Origin of the sequence: Gilliamella sp. B3892, from assembly GCF_026536305.1 — a bacterium.
Classification (GTDB): domain Bacteria; phylum Pseudomonadota; class Gammaproteobacteria; order Enterobacterales; family Orbaceae; genus Gilliamella.
On record NZ_JAFNOK010000001.1, the window covers coordinates 40,189 to 61,777 of the forward strand.

Consider the following 21,589-nt stretch of genomic DNA (forward strand, 5'->3'; position numbering starts at 1 on the left):
TTTAATCCATTTCGGAACAGCGTTTAACATCTAAATCACTTGATTTTAATTGAATTGTTTTGGTTTCAGTCGCTGGTGACATTTTTTGCATCGCATTACATTTAAGATAGATATTATCTTGGGTGCCTAACTCAATACCTGCTTCACTTATTTTGATATACGAACCACAGCAAATAAGCTTGATCTCTTTTGCTGCAGAAAAATCGACATGACTGTTAACACTATCAATTTGAATATCTTGTTTTGCCGCTATCGCTATTTGGTCGGTTTGGGCTTGTACATCTATATCACCTTGATTAGCAAATACTTTCATCCCCGATTTTTGTGCCAAAAGGCTAATAGCTTCAGGGGTGGAAAGGGTTATATTTTTTAAAGCAGTAATATTAGTTTGATTTGCCGATGTGGTGGTTAGGCTATGAGCAGTAGTGAGTTGAATATTTTCTGGGCTGGTTAATGCAATACCTTCTTGTGCATAAGTAAGAATTCCCGGTTGTGACAGGTTGGTTACTGCACTTTGTAATTGTTGTTGTGAATCTATATCCGCTGCATGGCTTTGTGCTTGTTCGGCCACATTTTCAAGTGCTTTAGCAATCGATAAAGCATTTTCTAGTTCGGTAATTGCCCCTTGCATATCAAGCTGTTTACCTTGCGCATTGGGTTCGGTTTGTGTAGTGAGATACAATCCTCGATTGGCAGCAATTGCTCCCCATTCATCAGTTCGAAGTTCAAAGCCTTCTCCTCGCTGTTGTTTTTGCTGATCCACTAAATGCCCCAAATTGAGTTGGGTCTTGCCATATTCGGTGGCAAGTTTGATATGTTCTTGCCCCCGTTTGTCATCCATGCGTAATTTATTATTGGTTGGGGTGCGAATGACATTGCGATGTTTATTGATTGTAGCCACATGGTCATGATGAGTACTGTTATGCATGACGTTTGCAATATATGGTCAATCCGGATCGCTGTTCATAAAGGCAATGGACACTTCTGTACCGTCAATAAGTGGAAAGTGGAAACCATAAGTGTTTCCTGCATAAGGTTTTGCCAGTCTAACCCATAAGCTTTCTTTACCATTTCGCCATTTTTTAAGGTCAAAATTGAATTTTACTCGGTAACGCCCTTGGGTATCGATATATCCATAAGTATCGTTATCCGGGCTGGTTACCCGCGCCGGTAGCGTACCGGCGACTTGTGGCCAATCAAGTGGTGTTGGGCGATAAGGTTTAGAAATATTATATGGAATAGCTGTAAAGCTTTGTTCATAGGCATCACTGCGAGAGCCGCTACCTGTCACGCTGGTAATTAAGATACCTTCATCAATGTTTGTTAGCGGATTATTGTTAATACAAATCAGTTGCCCGGGTACTAAGTGATAACAGTTTGTTTTTCCGTGGATAATAATTTGTTGACTGATTGCATGTTGGTGGCGAATACTTGCATACCAGTTACCACTTTCAGTTTTGTTATCCTCACTGATTTCTTCACCATCATCTAATTGATTTGTATTGAGATCGTTATAATGTTCACCATAGCGATAATCTGTCCCATAAGTGGTCATGTCTTTCAGTTGGGTATTACTTTCACCGTGTAAATTGTTTTTTGCTTTACGGTAGTTGTAATCTTGCACATTCACCGAAGATTCAACAATTTTACTGTGCATGCTTATATCCCATATGCTTTCTTGCATGCTATCTTGAGTTCCGCTTGGTCGTTGGTATTCAATATCGGCTACTTTTTCATAGCCTTGTTCATAATCGCTCATGATTAGTACATCGCAGCCGTGTTCGGCATGTGTTTCAAAACGAAACCAAATACCTACATCAGCCATTAGCCTTTGGATAAATTCAAGATCACTTTCTTGCCATTGGGTAATAAACTCCCTTACTGGGTATTGTTCTTTAAGTTCTAACCGGTAATCTATGCCTCGTAACCCATGATTTCTAAGAACTTCCTCGACAACACTAACAATGCTTTGATTTTGGAATATTGCGTAATTGTGATTTAAGGCTAGTTTGGCTAATCTTGGTGATAATACAACTTGATAGTGAGCTTCATCTTTATTGAACGATAATTGGTTAAACTCGGTGATAATGCCAAAAATTTTGCGTTGGTTGCTATCGTTACCGTAGGTTAAATCGATCAGAGATTGAATTGTCGAATTAATCGTATTGTTAGTCGCAGGATTAAATGAGAATGAGGCATTCTTGTTCAAAAAAGTTTCATTCGATAGTGTTTTATCAGCACTGGTAAATGTAATCGTATAGCGCCATGGTTGATTTAATTGTTCTTCGCTTTTTACCTTTAATATAGAGATCGGTGAATTAAGTTCTTCTATGGTGAGAATATAGCGATTTTGTGCAACCGCCCCCGATAATCCATTAATTAAGTACTCACCAACTTGATTGATGATCTTATTTAAACCACTAGCCATGTGTTCTCCTACAAATTCCTTTTTTTAACTCAAGTTACTATGAGTTATGAATAATTATCGATTATTCCTTTAGCGTGTTGTTGACTAGATAGCTAATAAAATTGAGGTGATTTGGAGGCATTGATATAATATCAGTGGTATCAATGGCTAAACTTAATCATGGCAGGAAATAATAACGCTTATTTTTATTAATCTTATCGATAGGCAATTACATCATGTGGGTAATTGCCATTCGGTGATTTCTATTTCCTTACTCTTACGAGTAACTAAAATTTTTTAATTTTATTAAATTCTTTTCAACACTTTTTTAATCAGTAATGATAATCAAAAGAGTATATAAAAAAGACCATTTTTAATCAAATTTGCAATTTCTATACACTAACTTAACAAATGCGATGAAAATAAATAAAAATAATGGGTTATGTTAAATTCAGACATTGACTGTTTAAGATGAGTTTTATAGTCTAAAAGTTCGCTTTGATAGCGAAAAGTCATTTTTAAGCTCATAAGCCTTTAGTCAATTGATCTGATTTAGTCATAAATTTTTATCAAAGGTATAAAAATAATGATGAGCCAAAAATAAAACGTTGTTTTATGGCGTTTTGAATCGATGTTATTAGTAATATGGCGATCTGTTTTATACTAAAACGTATATATTTTCTGAAAGTTCTTGACAAGATTTTATTGACGAAATGAGATTGTTTAATTGAAAATGATTAAAGACCAAATCAATAACGATATGATTAGTGTTATAATAATTTTTACTTTCGTGGTGATTAATTAGGTTTTGCTCATTGGTTTTAAGTTTGGCAAAATAGTGAGCTTAACAAACAAGTATTATGCTCTTATTAAGTGGTTGGGGTAGTTTGATAACCCGTTAATAAGATACACAATCTTTTGTTAATTCAAGTAGGAACTAAATTAGGATGATTGGGCAAATTAAACAAAATATAAAAACAACACTTATCTCATGTTGCCTGAGTGGATTAGTCATATGTTCTGTGCCAATTTATGCAGACACTAAACCCGATACGATTTCAACTGAAACGCAAACGGAAGTTGATTCAGTGGAGCCATTAACACAAGATGATCAGATTGATGCGACTGATACAAGCCAACCCAGTGAAATAATTTATCACAAAACGATTTTTTCACTTTCTGGTGAGCCTAAATACCCTGATAATTTTGAACACCTAGATTATGTTAATCCTAATGCGCCCAAAGGTGGAGTAATTAAGTTTGCTGAAATAGGTTCATTTGATAATCTTAACCGCTTTGCAAGCCGTGGAGCGCCTGAGCGAAATTCGGGAGCGCTATACGATACGCTTTTTACTAACTCTTCAGATGATATTCAAAGTTTTTATCCTTTAATTGCCACCTCCATTACCTATTCAGATAGTTACCGCTGGGCTGAAGTGACAATTAACCCTAACGCTCGCTTTCAAGACGGTCGGCCAATAACTGCGCAAGATGTTGAATTCACCTTTCATAAATTTATGACTGAAGGTGTGCCGTCCTATCGGGTTTTTTATGAAGGAGTAACTGTGCAAGCAATTGACACTTATCTTGTGCGCATTGAATTACCGGAAAAAGACCGTACTAAATTGTTGTCGTTCGCCGGTTCGATGAAAGTTATTCCTAAACACTTTTGGCAAGACCATGACTTTTCTGAGCCATTGAGTACTCCGCCATTAGCCAGTGGTCCATACTATATAAGTGATTATAAACTCGGGCAATATGTTGTTTATAAACTTAATCCTGATTATTGGGCAAAAGATTTGCCAATTAATAAAGGGTTAAATAATTTTGATGAAAAACGTATTGAATACTATATGGATAATAGTATTGCCTTAGAAGCTTTTAAAGCTGGTGAATATGATATACGTGAAGAGTCAGAGCCTAAAAATTGGTTTACTCAATATCAAGGGCAACACTTTGATGCTAAAAATATTATCAAGCAAGAACGCCCGGTTACCACGGCTACCAATACCAAATGGCTGGCATTTAACTTGCAAAAAGATCTGTTTAAAGATATTAGAGTTCGGCAGGCAATAACATTAGCTTTTGATTTTGAATGGCTAAATCATGCTTTTTATTATGACAGCTATAAACGCCCTTATAGTTTTTTTGAAAACACCATTTATGCAGCAATTGGTAAACCAACAGAGCAAGAATTGACATGGTTAATGCCGTATAAAGATATCATTCCGGAGCAAGCTTTTGATGATGCCTATTTTGTCGCGAAAAGTGATGGACAAGGTTTTAACCGTGAGAATTTGTTAAAAGCAGCGGAGCTATTAAAACAGGCTGGCTGGGTAATAAAAGAAGGCAAACTAATTAATGAAAAGACCAACCAGCCATTTGAATTTGAACTCACCGCTTATGTGGGTGATGATGTTAAATATGCAATTCCTTTTCAACAAAATTTAGCCCGTTTAGGGATTACCATGAAAATTAGTTTGTTAGATTCGTCACAGCATTTACGCCGTTTGCGTAAGCGTGATTATGATATGATGCCGCAAGTTTATTATGCAATGAATTATCCTAACTCTAATTTATCAGTTTATTGGGGTAGCCAATATCTCAATTCATCCTGGAATGGTTCGGGGTTACATAATCAAGCAATTGATAACCTTATTGATGCAATTAACGAAAACATCGATGATGAGAAAACATTAATTCCTTTGGGCAGAGCGCTCGATCGTATTTTAACCCAAGAATATCCTATGATCCCAATGTGGTATAACAGTAAAACTTATTATGCATATTGGAACAAATTTGGGAAACCAGCGATTGAGCCTACATATGCGATAGGGATTGATAGTTGGTGGTATGATGCAGATAAAGCAGCCAGCCTGCCAAAAAATCGGGAACATTGATATGCTAAATTATTTAATCCGAAGATTATTACTGATTATTCCAACACTGTTTGTTATTTTAACAATTAACTTTTTTATTGTACAAATTGCGCCGGGTGGGCCGGTTGATCAAGCTTTAGCCTTAATCGAAATGGGACCACAGTCCGGACAAGGGTTACTATCTTCCGGTAATAGTGCGTCGATTCAATCACAGCAACCTAAAAACGAATCGAATTATCGCGGTGCTCGTGGGCTTGATCCGCAAGTGATTGCGATGATTGAAAAGCAATATGGCTTTGATAAACCGATATTAGAACGCTATATTGAGACGTTGAAAAAATATATCTTATTCGATTTTGGTGATAGTTTTTTTAAAAGTGAATCTGTGGTTGGTTTGATTATTAAAAGCTTACCTGTTTCTATTTCACTTGGGCTTTGGAGTACGATAATTGTTTATATTATTTCAATTCCTTTAGGTATACGTAAAGCGGTAAAAGATGGCTCGGCGTTTGATTTTTGGTCTAGTACATTAATTATTATTGGTTATGCTATTCCCTCTTTTTTATTGGCGATTTTATTGATTGTGCTTTTTGCCGGTGGCAGTTATTGGGATATATTCCCACTAAGAGGGCTGATTTCAACCAATTTTGATCAACTTGATTTTTGGGGCAAAGTGAAAGATTACGCATGGCATATCTGTTTACCGACGGTTGCCATGGTTGTCGGAGGATTTGCTTCTTTGACCATGTTGACCAAAAATTCATTCTTAGATGAAATACGCAAACAGTATGTGCTTACTGCTCGGGCAAAAGGATTAACTGAAAGGAAAATTTTATACCGTCATGTTTTTCGTAATGCAACTTTACTGATTGTTTCGAGTTTTCCGGCTACTTTTGTTGGAATTTTATTTACCGGTTCGTTATTAATTGAGATTATTTTCTCGCTTAATGGGCTTGGGTTATTAGGTTATGAAGCCATTTTACAGCGTGATTATCCGGTGATCTTTGGTTCACTCTATATTTTTACCTTAATTGGACTTCTTACTAAATTAATATCTGATTTATCTTATATGATTATTGATCCCCGTATTGATTTTGAGGCACGCAACTAATGACCAACAACTATTCTATTAATCGACAACGTTGGCAACGATTTAAACAAAATCGTCGTGGTTATTACTCATTTTTGTTATTTTCCCTGTTATTTTTAGTCAGTTTATTTTCAGATTTTATTGTGAATGATCGGCCGATTTTCATTAAATATCAAAATAACTATTATTCGCCAATTTTTCATTTTTATCCCGAAACCACATTCGGGGGGCAATTTGAGACACAAACTAATTACTTAGATCCGACTGTCCAAAAACGAATTGAGGATAACGGTTGGATTTTGTGGCCGCCTTTTCGTTTTAGCTACAATACCTTAATTTATGATACACAAAGGACATTCCCAACACCGCCTTCCAGCGCTCATTTACTGGGAACGACAGATGCCGGTTTTGATGTGTTTGCTAATATGTTATACGGTTTTCGCCTCTCAATGCTGTTTGCCATTTTTTTAACGGCGATAACCTCAATTATTGCAATTGTGATTGGCGCCATTCAAGGTTATTACGGGGGTAAGATTGATTTACTCGGACAAAGATTTATTGAGATCTGGAGTGGATTGCCACAAATGTTTATGATTATTTTATTGGCCAGTATTTTACCCCTTAATTTCTGGTGGTTATTAGGCATAACCGTTTTATTTGGTTGGATGTCATTATCGGGCGTGGTGCGTACTGAATTTTTACGGACGCGTAATTTTGATTATGTCCGTGCGGCTAAAGCATTGGGCGTAAGCGATAGAAAAATTATGTTTCGCCATATTTTACCTAATGCTATGGTGGCAACATTAACATATTTACCGTTTATTTTATGTGGGGCGATTACGACGTTAACTTCGCTCGATTTTTTAGGCTTTGGTTTACCTATCGATTCACCGTCACTAGGGCGATTACTGTTACAAGGCAAAAATAACCTACAAGCTCCGTGGTTAGGTATCAGTTCTTTTTTAATTATTGCAACTTTGCTTTCACTATTAATCTTTATTGGTGAAGCAGTAAGAGATGCGTTCGATCCAAACAAAGGAGTGTGCTAATGAGTTCTCCTTTATTATCCGTCCATGATTTAAGCATTGCCTTCAAACGTGGTTCACGCATTGAATCTGAAGTCGTCAAAAGGGTAAGTTTTGATATTCATGAGCAAGAAACATTAGCATTAGTTGGCGAGTCCGGCTCCGGTAAAAGTGTTACCGCATTGTCGATATTACGTTTATTGCGTAAAGAGCAGGTGACTTATCCAACCGGCGATATCAGATTTGAAGCGCAATCATTGTTGAACGCGCCAGAAAAACAGCTACGTAAAATTCGTGGTAATCAAATCAGTATGATTTTTCAGGAGCCTATGGTCTCACTCAATCCATTACATACTGTTGAGAAGCAGCTTTATGAGGTGCTGGCGTTACATCGTGGAATGAGTCGAAATGTCGCTCGTTCGGAAATATTACAATATCTTGACAGGGTAGGTATTAAAGATGCTAAAAGTAAACTTTCATCTTATCCTCATCAGCTATCCGGTGGCGAAAGACAACGTGTCATGATTGCAATGGCAATATTAACTCATCCTAAATTGTTAATTGCCGATGAGCCAACAACTGCATTAGATGTTTCAGTACAGGCGCAAATTATTCAGCTACTTAAAGATCTAAAAAATGAACTCAACATGAGCATGTTGTTTATTTCACATAATCTAGGCATTGTTAAAAAATTAGCAGATAAAGTTGCTGTGATGCAACATGGTGAAATTGTTGAATATAACAATAAGCATCGTATCTTTTTACGACCTAAACATGAATATACTCAAACATTGCTAAATTCTCAGCCAAGTGGTGACCCCGTTCCGTTGCCTGAAACGCCGGGTATCTTGCTTAATGTCAACCATTTGGATGTTGAAGTTGTTACCAAGAAACAGTTATTTACCAGTCAAAAAAAGAAAATTGTCAACAACATCGGTTTTGCGGTACATCAAGGCGAAACAGTTGGAATTGTCGGTGAGTCTGGCTCCGGAAAAACCACGACAGCTTTGGCCGTGTTGCGACTGATTAAATCTCAAGGTGATATTTTATTTGATAGTTACCCTATTCATAATTTGACCGGTAAAAAATTACTGCCTTTTCGCAGTCGTATTCAAGTTGTTTTTCAAGACCCGTTCTCGTCTCTCAATCCTCGGTTTAATGTTGAGCAAATAATTAGCGAAGGGTTAACGGCTCATAAGAAATTAACTAAAAGTGAAATTGAACAAGCCGTGATTGATATTATGCAAGAAGTTGGGCTAGATCCGCAGATGCGTTTTCGTTACCCAACGGAGTTCTCAGGAGGGCAGCGGCAACGTATTGCTATTGCCAGAGCACTGATTTTACAACCGGAATTATTAATTTTAGATGAACCAACGTCATCATTAGATCATTCTATACAAAAGCAAATTATTAATTTGCTCAAATCATTGCAAGAAAAGTACCAGCTAAGCTACTTGTTTATTAGTCATGATTTAGCCTTAGTTTACTCAATATGTCATCAAGTGGTGGTGATGAAAGATGGCGAAATTATTGAACAAGGATCGCGTGAGCAGATCTTCTCTTCGCCAGAATCTGACTATACCAAGATGCTGCATTCATTTTTGGACAAGCCGCCACGAAAAGTGAGTAAAACCCTAATTCATGGAGATAAGATTGAAAATGATGATCAATCAGATGATAACAAAAAAGAATCAACGAAAGTCTCAGCCATTAACTGGGCCGATGCACTGTTAATGAGAAAGCAGTAATGTTAAATAATGATAAAGGGTTAGTTCTATAAAGTTAATATAACGATCAACTAAGTAGGTTAGTATGCAAAAAAAAATAAAATCTATTTTATTCGCAACATGTTTATCTATAACATCAATGGATGTTTTGGCGTTGATGTGTACTGATAATCCTTCACAAAATGTGGTTCTAGCAAACAACTATATTTTAAAAGTCGATGATTTTATCGATACTCCAGCTAAAGGCATTAAGCAAGAGACTCGAACTTTGCAATATAATAATGGATTAATGGCTAAACAAATCATTGATTATGATGAAAAGGGTTTATTCACTCAAAGCCAATATGACCTCTATTTAAAAAACAATCAGCTTGATTATACTGAAAGTTTACAAAAAAAGGATTTTGGTTGGCAAACTATTATCGAAAACCAATCTGATAAGACACATACGATTATCAATTTTAAAGTTGATGCACAAGGTAAAATTATTGAGTCTGAACAAATTAAAAAATCGGATGATTTTGTTTTTAGCCAAAATGATAGTTACCAATTTGATAATAATAACTGCTTAGTGAGAAAACAAATAACATGGAAAATTGAAGACGTTGAAATAAAACATAACAATAACGTGGACAGCCCAAAAGGCGATTCTACTTATACTTTTACTTATGAAAACCAACATCTAAGAGACGTTTCCTATAACAGTACCGGTAGAACAAGCCGTATGGATCACTATTCATATCTCTTTGATCATCTTCAGCGGTTAAAAGAAATAAAAATAAATACATCATCAGCTGACGCCAAATACGGTACTGTAATAACTGAATTTTCAGGGCTTAATGATAAAAATGATTGGCTCCACGCAACGGTAAGTCTTCAAAATGTAAACCAACTCACTACTGTCAGAACAATTACTTATTATTAATCATGTTTTAAAACAAGCGTTAACATAAAGTTAACGCTTTAGTCTTTATCAAACTTAAATGTGCTAACTATAATCGCACAAACAAAACGTAAATAGCATGTATTGTCCATGCTAAGGCTAAGAGGTAAGTTAATCCTTTTTCTCGTTTAGGGTAGATATTATATTGATGTAATAGCGTTAAAATCTGTTGTAATGCAAACCAAATTGGTAATGAAATGGTTAGAAATAGAAATATTTTACCCGCTTGAGTATTTGCCAATTTAAGAATATAGGAGCGGGTAATTGCATCACCAAATGGAATGATAAAGGCTAAAATGACCAGTACAACTGGTGAAAAAATCGCTGCCCAAGTACTACCTACAATATATAACCCTTTTATTACTTTACCCGTTTTTTGTTTTGAATGATCTTTTTTTGTTGTCATTGATTTAATACCACTTTATTTTAAAACTAACCATAATAGGCCGGCCGATATCGCAATCATTATTAACCATAAACCCAATGTTATTAGATAGATTTTAGCTTTATTATGACGACTTGGCGAAAAAATAGCATTGGGTAACAAGTTAAACCAGCTTAAACAATGAAAGAGCATAACGAAAAGAGCAAGGCAATTTATTATAACGGCTAATGGGCTACGTAAAAAAAAGATAAAACGGTAAAACTCGTCTTGTCCAAGGCCATTGGTATACATACAAATTACCCCATACATTAACACCATACTTACCCAAATCATTGAAAACGGCCTAAGTTTTATTAGAATCGAAATTAACAATGGTGGTTTTGTGTTTGATTGCAGTTCACCAAAATAAGTATCGCTACTTTGATTATTTAAATTTTGATTATTATTGGTTTGATTCATAAATTTCTCAATTGGTATTGGTTATGGCAATAGTTTTGCTTATTGAATTTATTTTAAATCTCATTATAGAGGTAAAGCATGTTTTTGTCGCTAATCTAAAGCAGTACATGATAGGGGTTTTAGTGATCTAAGGATTGGCATAATGTGCGTCAAGCGTTAACCATGGCATGGATGAGTATAATCAAATAATGTTAAGGCTGGTATGTGCTTTTTTGCTTTTTAATTGATGTTATCTTTTGCTGGATAAAAGTAATTACATTACTGGCTAAAATAATAGGGAAAAATAGCGTACAATATTGCGATATTCAACGTAGATTCATCATCAACAGTTTAGGAAATAAGTATGACAGGAAAATTTATTGTCATCGAAGGTCTTGAAGGTGCAGGTAAAACAACCGCAATTAGGACGGTAGCAACTATTTTAAATCAAAATAATATTTGTGATTTGCAGTTCACACGCGAGCCTGGCGGAACGCCAATTGCTGAAGCGCTGCGCAATATTATCAAAAATGGTTTAGATCATGAGCCATTAACGGATAAGGCTGAATTACTCATGTTATATGCTGCTCGAATCCAACTGATTGATAATGTAATTAAACCTGCACTGAAAGCCGGGCGGTGGGTGATTGGTGATCGGCACGATTTATCAACTCAAGCTTATCAAGGTGGTGGTCGTCAGTTAGATAAGGTATTTATTGAAACGTTAAAAACACAAGTGCTAGGTGATTTCAAACCTGATCTTACTTTATATTTAGATGTGGAGCCGCAAATTGGTTTAATGCGGGCAAGATCACGAGGTGAACTTGATCGTATTGAACAGCAATCTTTGCCATTTTTTGAGCGAATACGAGATCGCTACTTAGCGCTTGCACAGCAAGATAGTACCATTGCTGTTATCGATGCGACTAAATCGATTGATGATGTCACTATGCAAATTCAAACTATTTTAACTTCATGGTTAGCAACGCAGGTTATTACGCAATGATTTTCAATGATTATCCATGGTTAATATCGCCTTATCAGCAATTGGCTCAAGCGATTTTGCATAACCGTGCCCACCATGCTTTACTCATCAATTATATTCAAGGAAGTGGCGAAGATGAACTTGTACAAATGTTGGCTAACTGTTTGTTGTGTCAAGCTTCATCGCAACTTGAACCCTGTTTAAAATGCCATAGTTGCCAACTGTTTTTATCGCATCATCACCCGGATTATTATGTTTTGACTAATGAGCAAGGTAAACAGTCAATTGGTATTGATCAAGTTCGTAGTATCACATCCAAAGTTTACGAAAAATCACAGCAAGGTGGTAATAAAGTGATTTGGGTTAAACACGCTGCTTTGATGACAGAAGCGGCGGCTAATGCTTTACTCAAAACATTAGAAGAGCCACCGCAAAACACTTATTTTATCTTGAGTGATGATCATAACAGTCACTTGTTACCGACCATATATAGTCGTTGTTTTTCCTACTTTTTACCGGTACCGGAATTAGATGATTCAGTTAAATGGTTAAAAAAGCAGCATTGTCAACATTATAGCGATAATGAGCTTGCCTCTGCGCTTTTATTGAGCGAAAATGCGCCGTTAACAGCCTTAGCTTTACTCGATCAAGAGAAGTGGCTACAACGGAAAGCGTTTTGTGAAAATTTATCAGCAGTCATTGCACAAAACGATTTTTGGCAATTAGCAAAAACTATTGATAACGAAGCTTTTTTAGAGAGAATTATCTGGTTTTGTGCCTTATTAAGTGATGCATTAAAAGCAAAACAAAAAGTAGGACGGTTTATTGTTAATCGTGATCAAGTTCCACTCGTCAGATTGTTAGCAACCAAAAGTCATCAAGAGATATCTGCACTCTATCAAATTTGGTTACAAGCAAGAAACCAGTTGTTGACAATAACCGGGCTAAATAAAGAATTAATAATCTACAATGTGTTGGCACAATCTGAACTTATTTGCAGTGGTGATAACAAATAATGCTGTGAAAAAGTTTCAGAAATAGACTATGTTTAAGTAAAAAGGAATAGCGGTGAGTTATTTATCTATTGAATTCGGGATATTGTTTGTCGCTTTTTTTGCCTTTTATTGGGCTTGCCGCTTATTACCTAAAGTACAAAATATGCTGCTATTGGTCTTTAGTTACGTTATTGTTGCTAGTTATAGTTGGCAATTTGCACTGATTTTATTTAGTTATACTTGTGTTATCTATCTATTCGCTTTGCTGATAAACGCCTCAAAACGCCATGCCAAATTTTGGTTAATATTGGGATTATGCGTATCGATTATTAATCTGGCGTTATTTAAATATTTTGATTTCTTTCGCTATGAACTACAAGCACTGTTAAATTTCCTTGATTTAACCGTATTATTACCGGTTATAACTGTCGTAATCCCTATCGGTATCTCGTTTTATACTTTTCATTCAATAAGCTATTTGGTTTCAGTAAAACGTAAAGAGATTCCGATCGCTAAATTCTGGGATTTTGCCTTATTTTTATCTTTTTTCCCTAGTGTGATTGCCGGTCCGATTAATCGAGCTAAAGACTTTTTGCCGCAAATTGCGATTACTCATCCTCGTGAAATATTAGAGCCTTATCGAGCATTTACGTTGATCATGCTAGCGGTACTAAAAGTCTATTGTTTAGGTGGTTTAATAAGTGAACATTGGGTCAATCCTATATTTGCCAATCCGTTAGAATTTAGCTTCATTGATTTGTTAGTCGGGCTTTATGCTTATGCCGTGCAAATCTATCTCAATTTTTCGGGCTATACGGATCTAGTGACGGGCATTGCGTTGTTATTGGGCTTTCGCTTACCCATTAATTTTAATTTTCCTTATCTGGCGCTAAATTTGAGGGATTTTTGGGATCGCTGGCATATTAGTTTATCTCATTGGATTCGGGATTATATTTATATTCCACTAGGTGGCAGTCGTCGAGGTTTTAGTCGTACTCAAATTAATGTCATGTTAGCTATGTTATTATCAGGTTTATGGCATGGTGCCGGGATTAATTTTATCATTTGGGGTGGATGCCATGGGCTGGGTATTGTGGCGCTTAATATTGGGGACCGTTTATTTGGACGAAATTGGTTATCGCAGCGCTTACCGATAATAGCAAGGCTATTTACCTTTCATTATGTATGCTTCGCTTGGATATTTTTTAATTGTGAAAGTCTGCTTGATGCATCAGATTATTTGACAGCATTATCTCAAAATTTTTTGATTGAATCACATTATGTGGAACCATTTTTATGCTTCTGTATATTATTTTTAATCTATCCGATAGTTAAAGATATTCCCAATTGGTTTGCATGGAACATTAGCAATATCAATAAGTACTTTTTGCCTTTCGTGATTATTTATGTATTGTGGCTAATTATTTATTTTGCACCTTCTGGTGTACCAAACTTCATTTATGCTAACTTTTGAGTATGACGTTTAATTAATATGAAATGTAAAAAATTAATTTCAAAAAATGACCCGGAAGATGAGTTAAATATTTTACAGCAATGTCATGACTCGTTGGCAGACGACGTTTTTGTTCAAAATAAAAACACAAGCCAACTCGATTATGCTACTGCATATATCCAAAGAACATTGTCCGCTTGGTATGTTTTTGTATTGCTATTGGTGACTGCTATAGCATTAATAATCATTTATTATAAATCAGTGCTTATTTATTGGCAGCAAACATATCATTTTGATTTAGTCAATTCACAAAGCCTTGTTCAGGAAATCGATCCGGAAGAACTAAAACCGGAACAAGAATTACTGGGACAAGAGTTACGGGAACAGGAATTACGGCAACAAGAGTTACGGGAACAAGAATTACGGGAACAGGAATTACGGAAACAAGAGTTACGAGAACAAGAGTTGCGGGAAAAAGAATTACGGGAAAAGGAATTACAGCAACAAGCAGCACATAGACGAGAAAAATCAGAACAAATGATACAAAATGGGGTATCAGAAAAATCGAATATTCAAGGGGTTAACCAAAGTGACGGCAATCTACCAGTCATCCAGCAACCTGATGTCGATATCGGAACGGCTAAATCGTCTAAAATTGATTTATCGTCGCTCAATAAATCTCAATCTAATGCAAAATTGGGCAATACCCCTTTACAAGCAGTGAAAGTTGAAGAGGTCAATCAATCTAAAGATGAGTCATCATCAGGCTCGTCATTAAAGAATCAGAATCCTAATAAATTAGACCCGTTAGAGCAATTTTTTACTTTAGATGAGATTAAGCAACTCGATTCACCAAAAGTGCCGGTAACTCATTTGCACACTAGTGCTTTAAATAATGAGCCGTTACCCATTGTATTGACTGAAAATGATAAAGTATTTTTTGCTGGTGATTCATTAATGCAAGGGGTTGCACCATATGTTAAAAAAATGCTTTTTAAAGAATATAAAATAGAAAGCATTAATTTGAGTAAACAAAGTACAGGACTTTCTTACCCTAAGGCCTTTGATTGGCCCGAAACAATCAAAAATAATTTAGCTAACGATCCTTCTATCAAATTACTTGTGGTTTTTTTAGGTGCCAATGATTCTTGGGACTTTCCGGTTAAAGGTTACAGTAAATATGCTAAATTCAAATCTGAATTATGGGAAGAGCAATATCGTTTACGTATTGCCAGCATTCTCAATAGCGCCAGAGAGCATGATGTTCAAGTGCTTTGGCTTGCAGCACCTTGTATGAGTAAATCAAAATTAAATGATGGTATGGTTTACCTTAATACGTTATATATATCTGAACTTAAAAAAGCACAGCAACATTTTTTAACTACTAATAATTTATTGGGTTGTACCTATACAAATTACAATAGTTTTATTGAGTCTGAAAATAAAAAAATTAAAGTCAGGACTGATGACGGAATTCATTTTACTCCGACAGGCCAAAAAATTCTGGCCAAGGCAATTATGGATAAAATCACTTTCAAATTATTAGAGGATAACCATAGTGATTAGATTTTTTAAATTTATTATTACAGTTATTGCTGTCACTATCGCCGTTGGTTGTAGTGTGGCAGAAAGCAAGACTAGTACTGTATCGAGCGTTGTTGATTTTGGTGATCCTAATGCGAAAAAATTGTCGATGCGATTAAATTCATTAATAAAAAATAAGAAAAGTAATCAGGTCGTTAACATCACCCAAATCGGCGATTCACATACTGCTGCTGACTTTTTTACCGGTGAATTTAGAACGTTGATGCAAAAAAAATATGGAAATGCCGGTATTGGTTGGATACCGCCTGTTGCTATAAAAGGTCAAAATCATGTCGCAGTCAGTTGGAATACTAAAAATTGGGAAGTTTTAAATAGCCGTACTATGAGTAACCCTGATTTTCCAATCGGCGGTTTTATTGCCGTACCAACAAAAGATTCCGCAACGATTAAAATTACCCCAAAAACGGCAACCAATTCAGATTGGCAGGTTAAATTAACATTTAAAAAGACCAAAAATACGGACAATACGCTAAGTATTTATGATGTGAATGATAAGAAAATCAATTTGACTGATTCACCAAAAATCAATGTGTGGCAAACTTCGTCAATAATTTCTAAACTGCCAATAGTCATTAAAGGCCAACATAATGTAGAATTGGCTGGAATATGGTTAACTCGCAATAAACAATCCGGCGTTGTTGTTTCGGCGATAGCCTCGAATGGTGCCAAACAGACAATTTGGCAAAAATGGGGAGCAAATTGGTTAAAACAATTAGCCTCTTCTAATAGTGATTTAGTCATCATTGAGTACGGCACTAATGAGAGTTTTGATGAAACATTAGATGCCGATGCTTATCGCCAAAACTTGATAAGCAGTATTCGCCAAATTCGCAAATCGCTTCCAGGCGCTGCAATCTTATTAATGTCTCCTCCGGACACCATGGTGAATGATAATGATTATCCAAAATCGTTTAAAACGGTCATGGATATTCAAAAACAGGTTGCTAAATCGGAAAAGACACTATTTTGGAATTGGCAACTCGCTATGGGCGGTGAAAATGCTGTTAAGAAGTGGCGCCAGCAGGGGCTTGCTCGTCCGGATTTAGTTCATCAAACCTTAAAAGGGTATAAAAAGAGCGCCCAGATTTTTTATACTGATTTAAATGAATTTGTTAGAAAGAATAAGTAATTTAAGCTTAAGAAGGAAAATATAGGTTATGTCATCTCCAATTATCGTTGCGGTAGATTTTTCAGATGTTAAATCGGCATGGAATTTTATTGATCAAGTAGATCCAAAAGATTGTCGTCTTAAAATCGGTAAAGAGCTGTTTACTCATGCCGGTCCCGATTTTATCAGACAGATTAAACATAAAGGTTTTGATATTTTCTTAGATCTCAAATTTCATGATATTCCAAATACTGTTGCAAAAGCAGTTGCAGCAGCGGCTGATTTAGGCGTTTGGATGACTAATGTTCATGCTAGCGGTGGTTCAAGAATGATGACGGCAGCAAAAGATGCGCTTTATTCCTATGGTAAAGATGCGCCATTGCTAATCGCTGTAACGGTATTAACCAGTATGGAATCTGCCGATCTTCAAGAGATAGGGATTAATGTATCTCCATTAGAGCAAGCGACAAGATTAGCGTCTCTGGCTAAAAATTGTGGGCTCGATGGCGTTGTATGTTCAGCTAAAGAAGTGCAAAGTTTTAGGACTCGCTTGGGCAGTGATTTCAAACTCGTCACACCCGGTATCAGACCAGCAGGCTCTAATCCCGATGATCAACGCCGAATCATGACGCCACAGCGTGCGCAGGCTGCCGGCTCTGATTATTTAGTGATTGGACGCCCTATCACTCAAGCTGAAGATCCAACTAAAGCATTACATGCTATTTTATCAACACTTGATTTAAGTAAGAGTTAAGTTAATTATGTCTGAAAATCCAATTGTTTATTCAACCGAGCAAGGTAGAGTTACCCCCAGTAAAGCAGCTCCGACTCGACCAAAAGGCGATGGTGTTATTCGAATTCAACGCCAAACCTCTGGTCGCAAAGGTAAAGGTGTGTGTGTCATATCAGGCTTTGATTTAGACGATAGCCAATTAATGCAGTTGGCTGCTGAACTCAAAAAGCGTTGCGGATGCGGTGGATCGGTAAAGGAAGGCGCGATAGAAATTCAAGGCGATAAACGGGAATTATTAAAGACACTACTTGAAGATAAAGGATTTAAAGTGAAGTTAGCCGGGGGCTGATAAGATTTTATATTAAAAACTCCCACTATTTAATTTGAAAGTGGGAGTTAACTTGATCAAATTAGTTTGATCGGTAACTGCGCATTTTTTTGCTGATATCGCGGCGTTCTTTAGAAATTTCAGCATTTTTGATAATATAATCATCAACACGATCATCATAATCGCTTTTCATATTGGCAATAATCGCTTGAAGTTCGTCGTAAGTCATATCAGGTTTAATATAATCACTTAAGTTTTCAAGTAATAACACTCGTTTTTGGTTGTCACGTATTTTTTTCTCGTTATCGGAAATTTCACGTTTTAATTTATTTAAACGACGTGATAAACGAATGTATTCAAGTACATCTTGAAACGTAGGTGCGGCTGATTTTTCCTTGTCCATCTATAACCCCTTATTTCTAAAAAAATGGAAAAAATAATTTAAACTAATTATATACCAATAATTTTTTAAGGTCATATTAATTATATTTTATTATTTACCAAAGTGGGATTTTAAATTATTTATAAATCCTTATTATTTTAGTAAATTTAAAATATTTTTTTGCTTAAACGTATACTATTTCTGAAAGTTTTTGACAAAATGGGATAAAAACAAAAACAACTATTAAGAATTAGTACAAATTATTATACAATACGCTGATATTTATAAAGCGTACCAGAATGAGAGAATCATAATGAGCTGGATTGAAAAAATTCTAAGTAAAAATAACATATCGTCAGATCATAAGAAGGCGAATATTCCAGGTGGTGTTTGGACTAAATGTAGTAATTGTGAACAAATTATTTATCAAGCGGAATTAGACCGTAATTTAGAAGTATGCCCTAAATGTGATCACCATATGCATATACCTGCCCGTGTGCGGTTGTATCGATTTTTAGATGAAGGGTCTGATGTTGAAATCGGTTCTGAACTTTCACCAAAAGATATCTTAAAATTTAAAGATACTAAAAAATATAAAGATCGCTTAACTGCCGCTCAAAAAGAGACACACGAAAAAGAAGCGATGGTCGTAATGAAAGGTACATTACACGGTATTCCGGTTGTTGTTGCTTGTTTTGAATTTGCTTTTATTGGCGGTTCAATGTCATCTGTTGTGGGGGCATTATTTACTCGAGCGGCTGAGCAGGCAATTGAAGATAAATGTCCGTTAATTTGTTTTTCCACCAGTGGTGGGGCAAGAATGCAAGAAGCGCTATTTTCTTTAATGCAAATGGCAAAAACCAGTGCTATTTTGGCCAAAATGCAAGATGAAGGGTTACCTTATATTTCAGTAATGACTGACCCTACCATGGGTGGGGTTTCAGCAAGCCTTGCTATGCTTGGTGATATCAATATTGCCGAGCCTAAAGCGTTAATCGGTTTTGCTGGTCCTCGAGTTATTCAACAAACTGTTCGTGAAACGTTACCAGAAGGCTTTCAACGCAGTGAGTTTTTGCTTGAAAAAGGCGCAATTGATATGATTATTCATCGCAAAGATATGCGACCGAAAATTGCTAGCTTACTGGCAAAATTAATGAAATTGCCTAATCCTTTTAACGATGTCAGCAATTACGAGACAGATTAATTGAGCATGCAACAACATAAAAAACCAGATGCCATGTCAGATCTTAAGACATGGCTTTGTTATTTAGAGCAATTGCATCCGGCAACGATTGAACTTGGACTTGAACGGGTTAAAACTGTCGCAAAGCGGCTTGAATTGTTGCAACCTGCTCCTTATGTATTTACCGTTGCCGGCACCAATGGCAAAGGGACGACCTGTCGCACGCTTGAAATGATGCTGCTAAACGCTAATTTAAAAGTTGGTGTTTATAGCTCACCGCATTTGTTGCGTTTTACTGAACGAGTTCGGATAAATAATCACGAGTCAAAAGATCAAGATACCATTAATGCATTTATTGAAATTGAAAAAGCACGTGGGGATATTTCGTTAACTTACTTTGAATATGGTACGTTAGCGGCACTTTATCAGTTTAAACAAGCTAAACTCGATGTTGCCATTTTAGAAGTTGGCCTTGGTGGTCGACTTGATGCAACCAACATTGTTGATGCGAATGTGGCTGTTATCACCTCAATCGATATTGATCACACCGATTATTTAGGTGACAATCGTGAAAGTATCGGGCGTGAGAAAGCAGGGATCTTTAAATCAAATAGCATTGCTATTATTGGCGAGCCGGATATACCGGCATCAATTTTAGATGTTGCAAAATCAGTAAACTGTCCATATTATCGAGTAAATCAAGAGTGGCGTTACAAGCAGATCGATAAAAACTTGTGGCAATTTGACTCCCCAGTCAAACAATATCAACATCTCCCTATGCCCAACGTTCCTTTAGCAAACGCTGCAACAGCGGTGGCGGCATTAACTTATTCCTCTATCAACATTACTCAAGAAGCAATATCACAAGGTCTTGCTGATGCTAGTTTAACGGGGCGATTTCAGATTATCCAAAATTCACCACTTGTGATTGTAGATGTCGCCCACAATCCACATGCCGCAAGTTACTTAGCTAAACAGTTAGCAAATTTGAAAAAAGAGCGAGCAATAGCAGGTAAAGTACGGTTTGTTATTGGTATGCTTAAAGATAAAGATATTAAAAGTACTTTAGCGGTATTAAATGGTGATAACTGGTATTGTGCATCACTTTATGGTGAGCGAGGTTGTAAGGCTGAAGTATTGAAACAATATTTATTAAACAATCATGAGCACAATATTTTGACGTTTGATACCGTCATTGATGCTTATCAAAAGGCGGTGCAAGATGCACAAGAAGATGATATTATTGTTGTTTGTGGTTCATTTTATACTGTATCAGATGTTTTAGCTGAATTTGACTGTTAAGTGACTTTTATTATGACTAAAAATCAAAAAAACAATAACAGCAATCAAAATACAATTAGAAATCAGCTTGTGGGTTTTGCAACATTACTGCTTATAATTGCAGCGGTTGCGCCGTTAATTATTACAGATAAATCGAATCAACACACTTCAACTATCCCAATATTACAGCCCGAAGTTGTCAATCAGCAGAATCAAGAAGTGACATTTACCGATAATAATGTGACTAATAATTATGATGTGTCATACACGCCGGATTCAGACCAAAATCTCAACTCAATACCGCCGTCTGATATTACCGATGATAATACCGATTCTTCTACAGCAACATCGACTACAACTTCGACTGAGCAAGAAGTTAAACCGTACATGATACAACTAACTGCGCTTAAAAATAGACAAAAAATTGAAGAGTTAGTTGCTTTATTAAGACTTAATAATTATAACGTAATAGTAATACCTAAAAATCCCGAACCAAATCAGTTGATTAAACTACAAGTGGGGCCTTATGCTAAAAAAGAACAAGCAGAGCAAGTCATTAGTAGCTTAAATAATTTAACAAAGTTAAAAGGTATTATTATCCCTAATTAAAATTTTCTGATACCCATTATGGGTATTGACTGT

At 36.0% G+C, this 21,589-nt stretch carries 20 protein-coding genes; 15 read left to right on the top strand and 5 right to left on the bottom strand.

Annotated features, from left to right (window positions below):
• Position 1 precedes the first annotated feature (1 nt).
• Both J3U74_RS00180 and J3U74_RS00185 read right to left on the bottom strand, forming a co-directional pair.
• Positions 2–928: a DUF2345 domain-containing protein gene (locus J3U74_RS00180; RefSeq protein ID WP_267329873.1), complete on the bottom strand. Its 927-nt coding sequence runs from the start codon at positions 926–928 to the stop codon at positions 2–4.
• 18 nt (positions 929–946) lie between these two features.
• Complete coding sequence (locus tag J3U74_RS00185) at positions 947–2,428, bottom strand: type VI secretion system Vgr family protein (protein ID WP_267329874.1); 1,482 nt, start codon at positions 2,426–2,428, stop codon at positions 947–949.
• A gap of 926 nt (positions 2,429–3,354) precedes the next feature.
• Between J3U74_RS00185 and J3U74_RS00190 the strand changes: the two genes are divergently transcribed.
• From J3U74_RS00190 to J3U74_RS00210, 5 genes are all read left to right on the top strand, one after another.
• Entirely contained in the window at positions 3,355–5,307 is a 1,953-nt protein-coding gene (locus J3U74_RS00190) for an extracellular solute-binding protein (protein WP_267329875.1), read from the top strand.
• A gap of 1 nt (position 5,308) precedes the next feature.
• The gene (locus J3U74_RS00195) at positions 5,309–6,397 is read left to right on the top strand and encodes a microcin C ABC transporter permease YejB (protein WP_267329876.1); all 1,089 of its coding nucleotides are present in this window, start codon (positions 5,309–5,311) and stop codon (positions 6,395–6,397) included.
• Entirely contained in the window at positions 6,397–7,425 is a 1,029-nt protein-coding gene (locus J3U74_RS00200; RefSeq protein WP_267329877.1) for an ABC transporter permease, read from the top strand. Before J3U74_RS00195 ends, J3U74_RS00200 begins: the two co-directional genes overlap by 1 nt.
• Positions 7,425–9,149 (top strand): microcin C ABC transporter ATP-binding protein YejF, encoded by a 1,725-nt coding sequence (yejF, locus tag J3U74_RS00205; protein ID WP_267329878.1) that lies wholly within the window; start codon positions 7,425–7,427, stop codon positions 9,147–9,149. Before J3U74_RS00200 ends, yejF begins: the two co-directional genes overlap by 1 nt.
• A gap of 64 nt (positions 9,150–9,213) precedes the next feature.
• The gene (locus J3U74_RS00210) at positions 9,214–10,053 is read left to right on the top strand and encodes a hypothetical protein (protein WP_267329879.1); all 840 of its coding nucleotides are present in this window, start codon (positions 9,214–9,216) and stop codon (positions 10,051–10,053) included.
• A gap of 67 nt (positions 10,054–10,120) precedes the next feature.
• On the opposite strand, the gene frdD is transcribed toward J3U74_RS00210, so the two are convergent.
• Both frdD and J3U74_RS00220 read right to left on the bottom strand, forming a co-directional pair.
• Positions 10,121–10,477 carry a fumarate reductase subunit FrdD gene (gene frdD / locus J3U74_RS00215; RefSeq protein ID WP_267329880.1) on the bottom strand — a complete coding sequence of 119 codons (357 nt, stop codon included), beginning with the start codon at positions 10,475–10,477 and terminating at the stop codon, positions 10,121–10,123.
• Between the two features lie 15 nt (positions 10,478–10,492).
• Complete coding sequence (locus tag J3U74_RS00220) at positions 10,493–10,915, bottom strand: hypothetical protein (protein ID WP_267329881.1); 423 nt, start codon at positions 10,913–10,915, stop codon at positions 10,493–10,495.
• A gap of 343 nt (positions 10,916–11,258) precedes the next feature.
• Between J3U74_RS00220 and tmk the strand changes: the two genes are divergently transcribed.
• From tmk to yciH, 7 genes are read left to right on the top strand one after another with little or no spacing between them, the layout of a single operon-like run.
• Complete coding sequence (gene tmk, locus J3U74_RS00225) at positions 11,259–11,900, top strand: dTMP kinase (RefSeq protein ID WP_220218114.1); 642 nt, start codon at positions 11,259–11,261, stop codon at positions 11,898–11,900.
• Positions 11,897–12,895 carry a DNA polymerase III subunit delta' gene (gene holB, locus J3U74_RS00230; RefSeq protein ID WP_267329882.1) on the top strand — a complete coding sequence of 333 codons (999 nt, stop codon included), beginning with the start codon at positions 11,897–11,899 and terminating at the stop codon, positions 12,893–12,895. The genes tmk and holB overlap by 4 nt, the downstream gene beginning before the upstream one ends.
• A 52-nt stretch (positions 12,896–12,947) precedes the next feature.
• Positions 12,948–14,348: an MBOAT family O-acyltransferase gene (locus J3U74_RS00235; protein ID WP_267329883.1), complete on the top strand. Its 1,401-nt coding sequence runs from the start codon at positions 12,948–12,950 to the stop codon at positions 14,346–14,348.
• 18 nt (positions 14,349–14,366) lie between these two features.
• Positions 14,367–15,893 carry a GDSL-type esterase/lipase family protein gene (locus J3U74_RS00240; RefSeq protein ID WP_267329884.1) on the top strand — a complete coding sequence of 509 codons (1,527 nt, stop codon included), beginning with the start codon at positions 14,367–14,369 and terminating at the stop codon, positions 15,891–15,893.
• Entirely contained in the window at positions 15,886–17,061 is a 1,176-nt protein-coding gene (locus J3U74_RS00245; RefSeq protein WP_267329885.1) for an SGNH/GDSL hydrolase family protein, read from the top strand. Before J3U74_RS00240 ends, J3U74_RS00245 begins: the two co-directional genes overlap by 8 nt.
• Before the next feature lie 28 nt (positions 17,062–17,089).
• A complete protein-coding gene (gene pyrF, locus J3U74_RS00250; RefSeq protein ID WP_267329886.1) occupies positions 17,090–17,794 on the top strand; it encodes an orotidine-5'-phosphate decarboxylase in 705 nt (234 codons plus the stop codon).
• 7 nt (positions 17,795–17,801) lie between these two features.
• Entirely contained in the window at positions 17,802–18,122 is a 321-nt protein-coding gene (yciH, locus tag J3U74_RS00255; RefSeq protein WP_267329887.1) for a stress response translation initiation inhibitor YciH, read from the top strand.
• A gap of 61 nt (positions 18,123–18,183) precedes the next feature.
• Here yciH and tmaR read toward each other — a convergent pair whose 3' ends face one another.
• Entirely contained in the window at positions 18,184–18,504 is a 321-nt protein-coding gene (gene tmaR, locus J3U74_RS00260; RefSeq protein ID WP_220218107.1) for a PTS system regulator TmaR, read from the bottom strand.
• Positions 18,505–18,796: 292 nt separating this feature from the next.
• Here tmaR and accD point away from each other — a divergent pair, with 292 nt between their 5' ends.
• The 3 genes from accD to J3U74_RS00275 are packed head-to-tail and all read left to right on the top strand — an operon-like array spanning position 18,797 to position 21,556.
• The gene (accD, locus tag J3U74_RS00265; protein ID WP_220218106.1) at positions 18,797–19,687 is read left to right on the top strand and encodes an acetyl-CoA carboxylase, carboxyltransferase subunit beta; all 891 of its coding nucleotides are present in this window, start codon (positions 18,797–18,799) and stop codon (positions 19,685–19,687) included.
• Positions 19,688–19,693: 6 nt separating this feature from the next.
• Positions 19,694–20,968, top strand: a complete 1,275-nt coding sequence (gene folC / locus J3U74_RS00270) for a bifunctional tetrahydrofolate synthase/dihydrofolate synthase (protein WP_267329888.1) — start codon at positions 19,694–19,696, stop codon at positions 20,966–20,968.
• Positions 20,969–20,980: 12 nt separating this feature from the next.
• Positions 20,981–21,556 (top strand): SPOR domain-containing protein, encoded by a 576-nt coding sequence (locus tag J3U74_RS00275; protein WP_267329889.1) that lies wholly within the window; start codon positions 20,981–20,983, stop codon positions 21,554–21,556.
• Positions 21,557–21,589 lie beyond the last annotated feature (33 nt).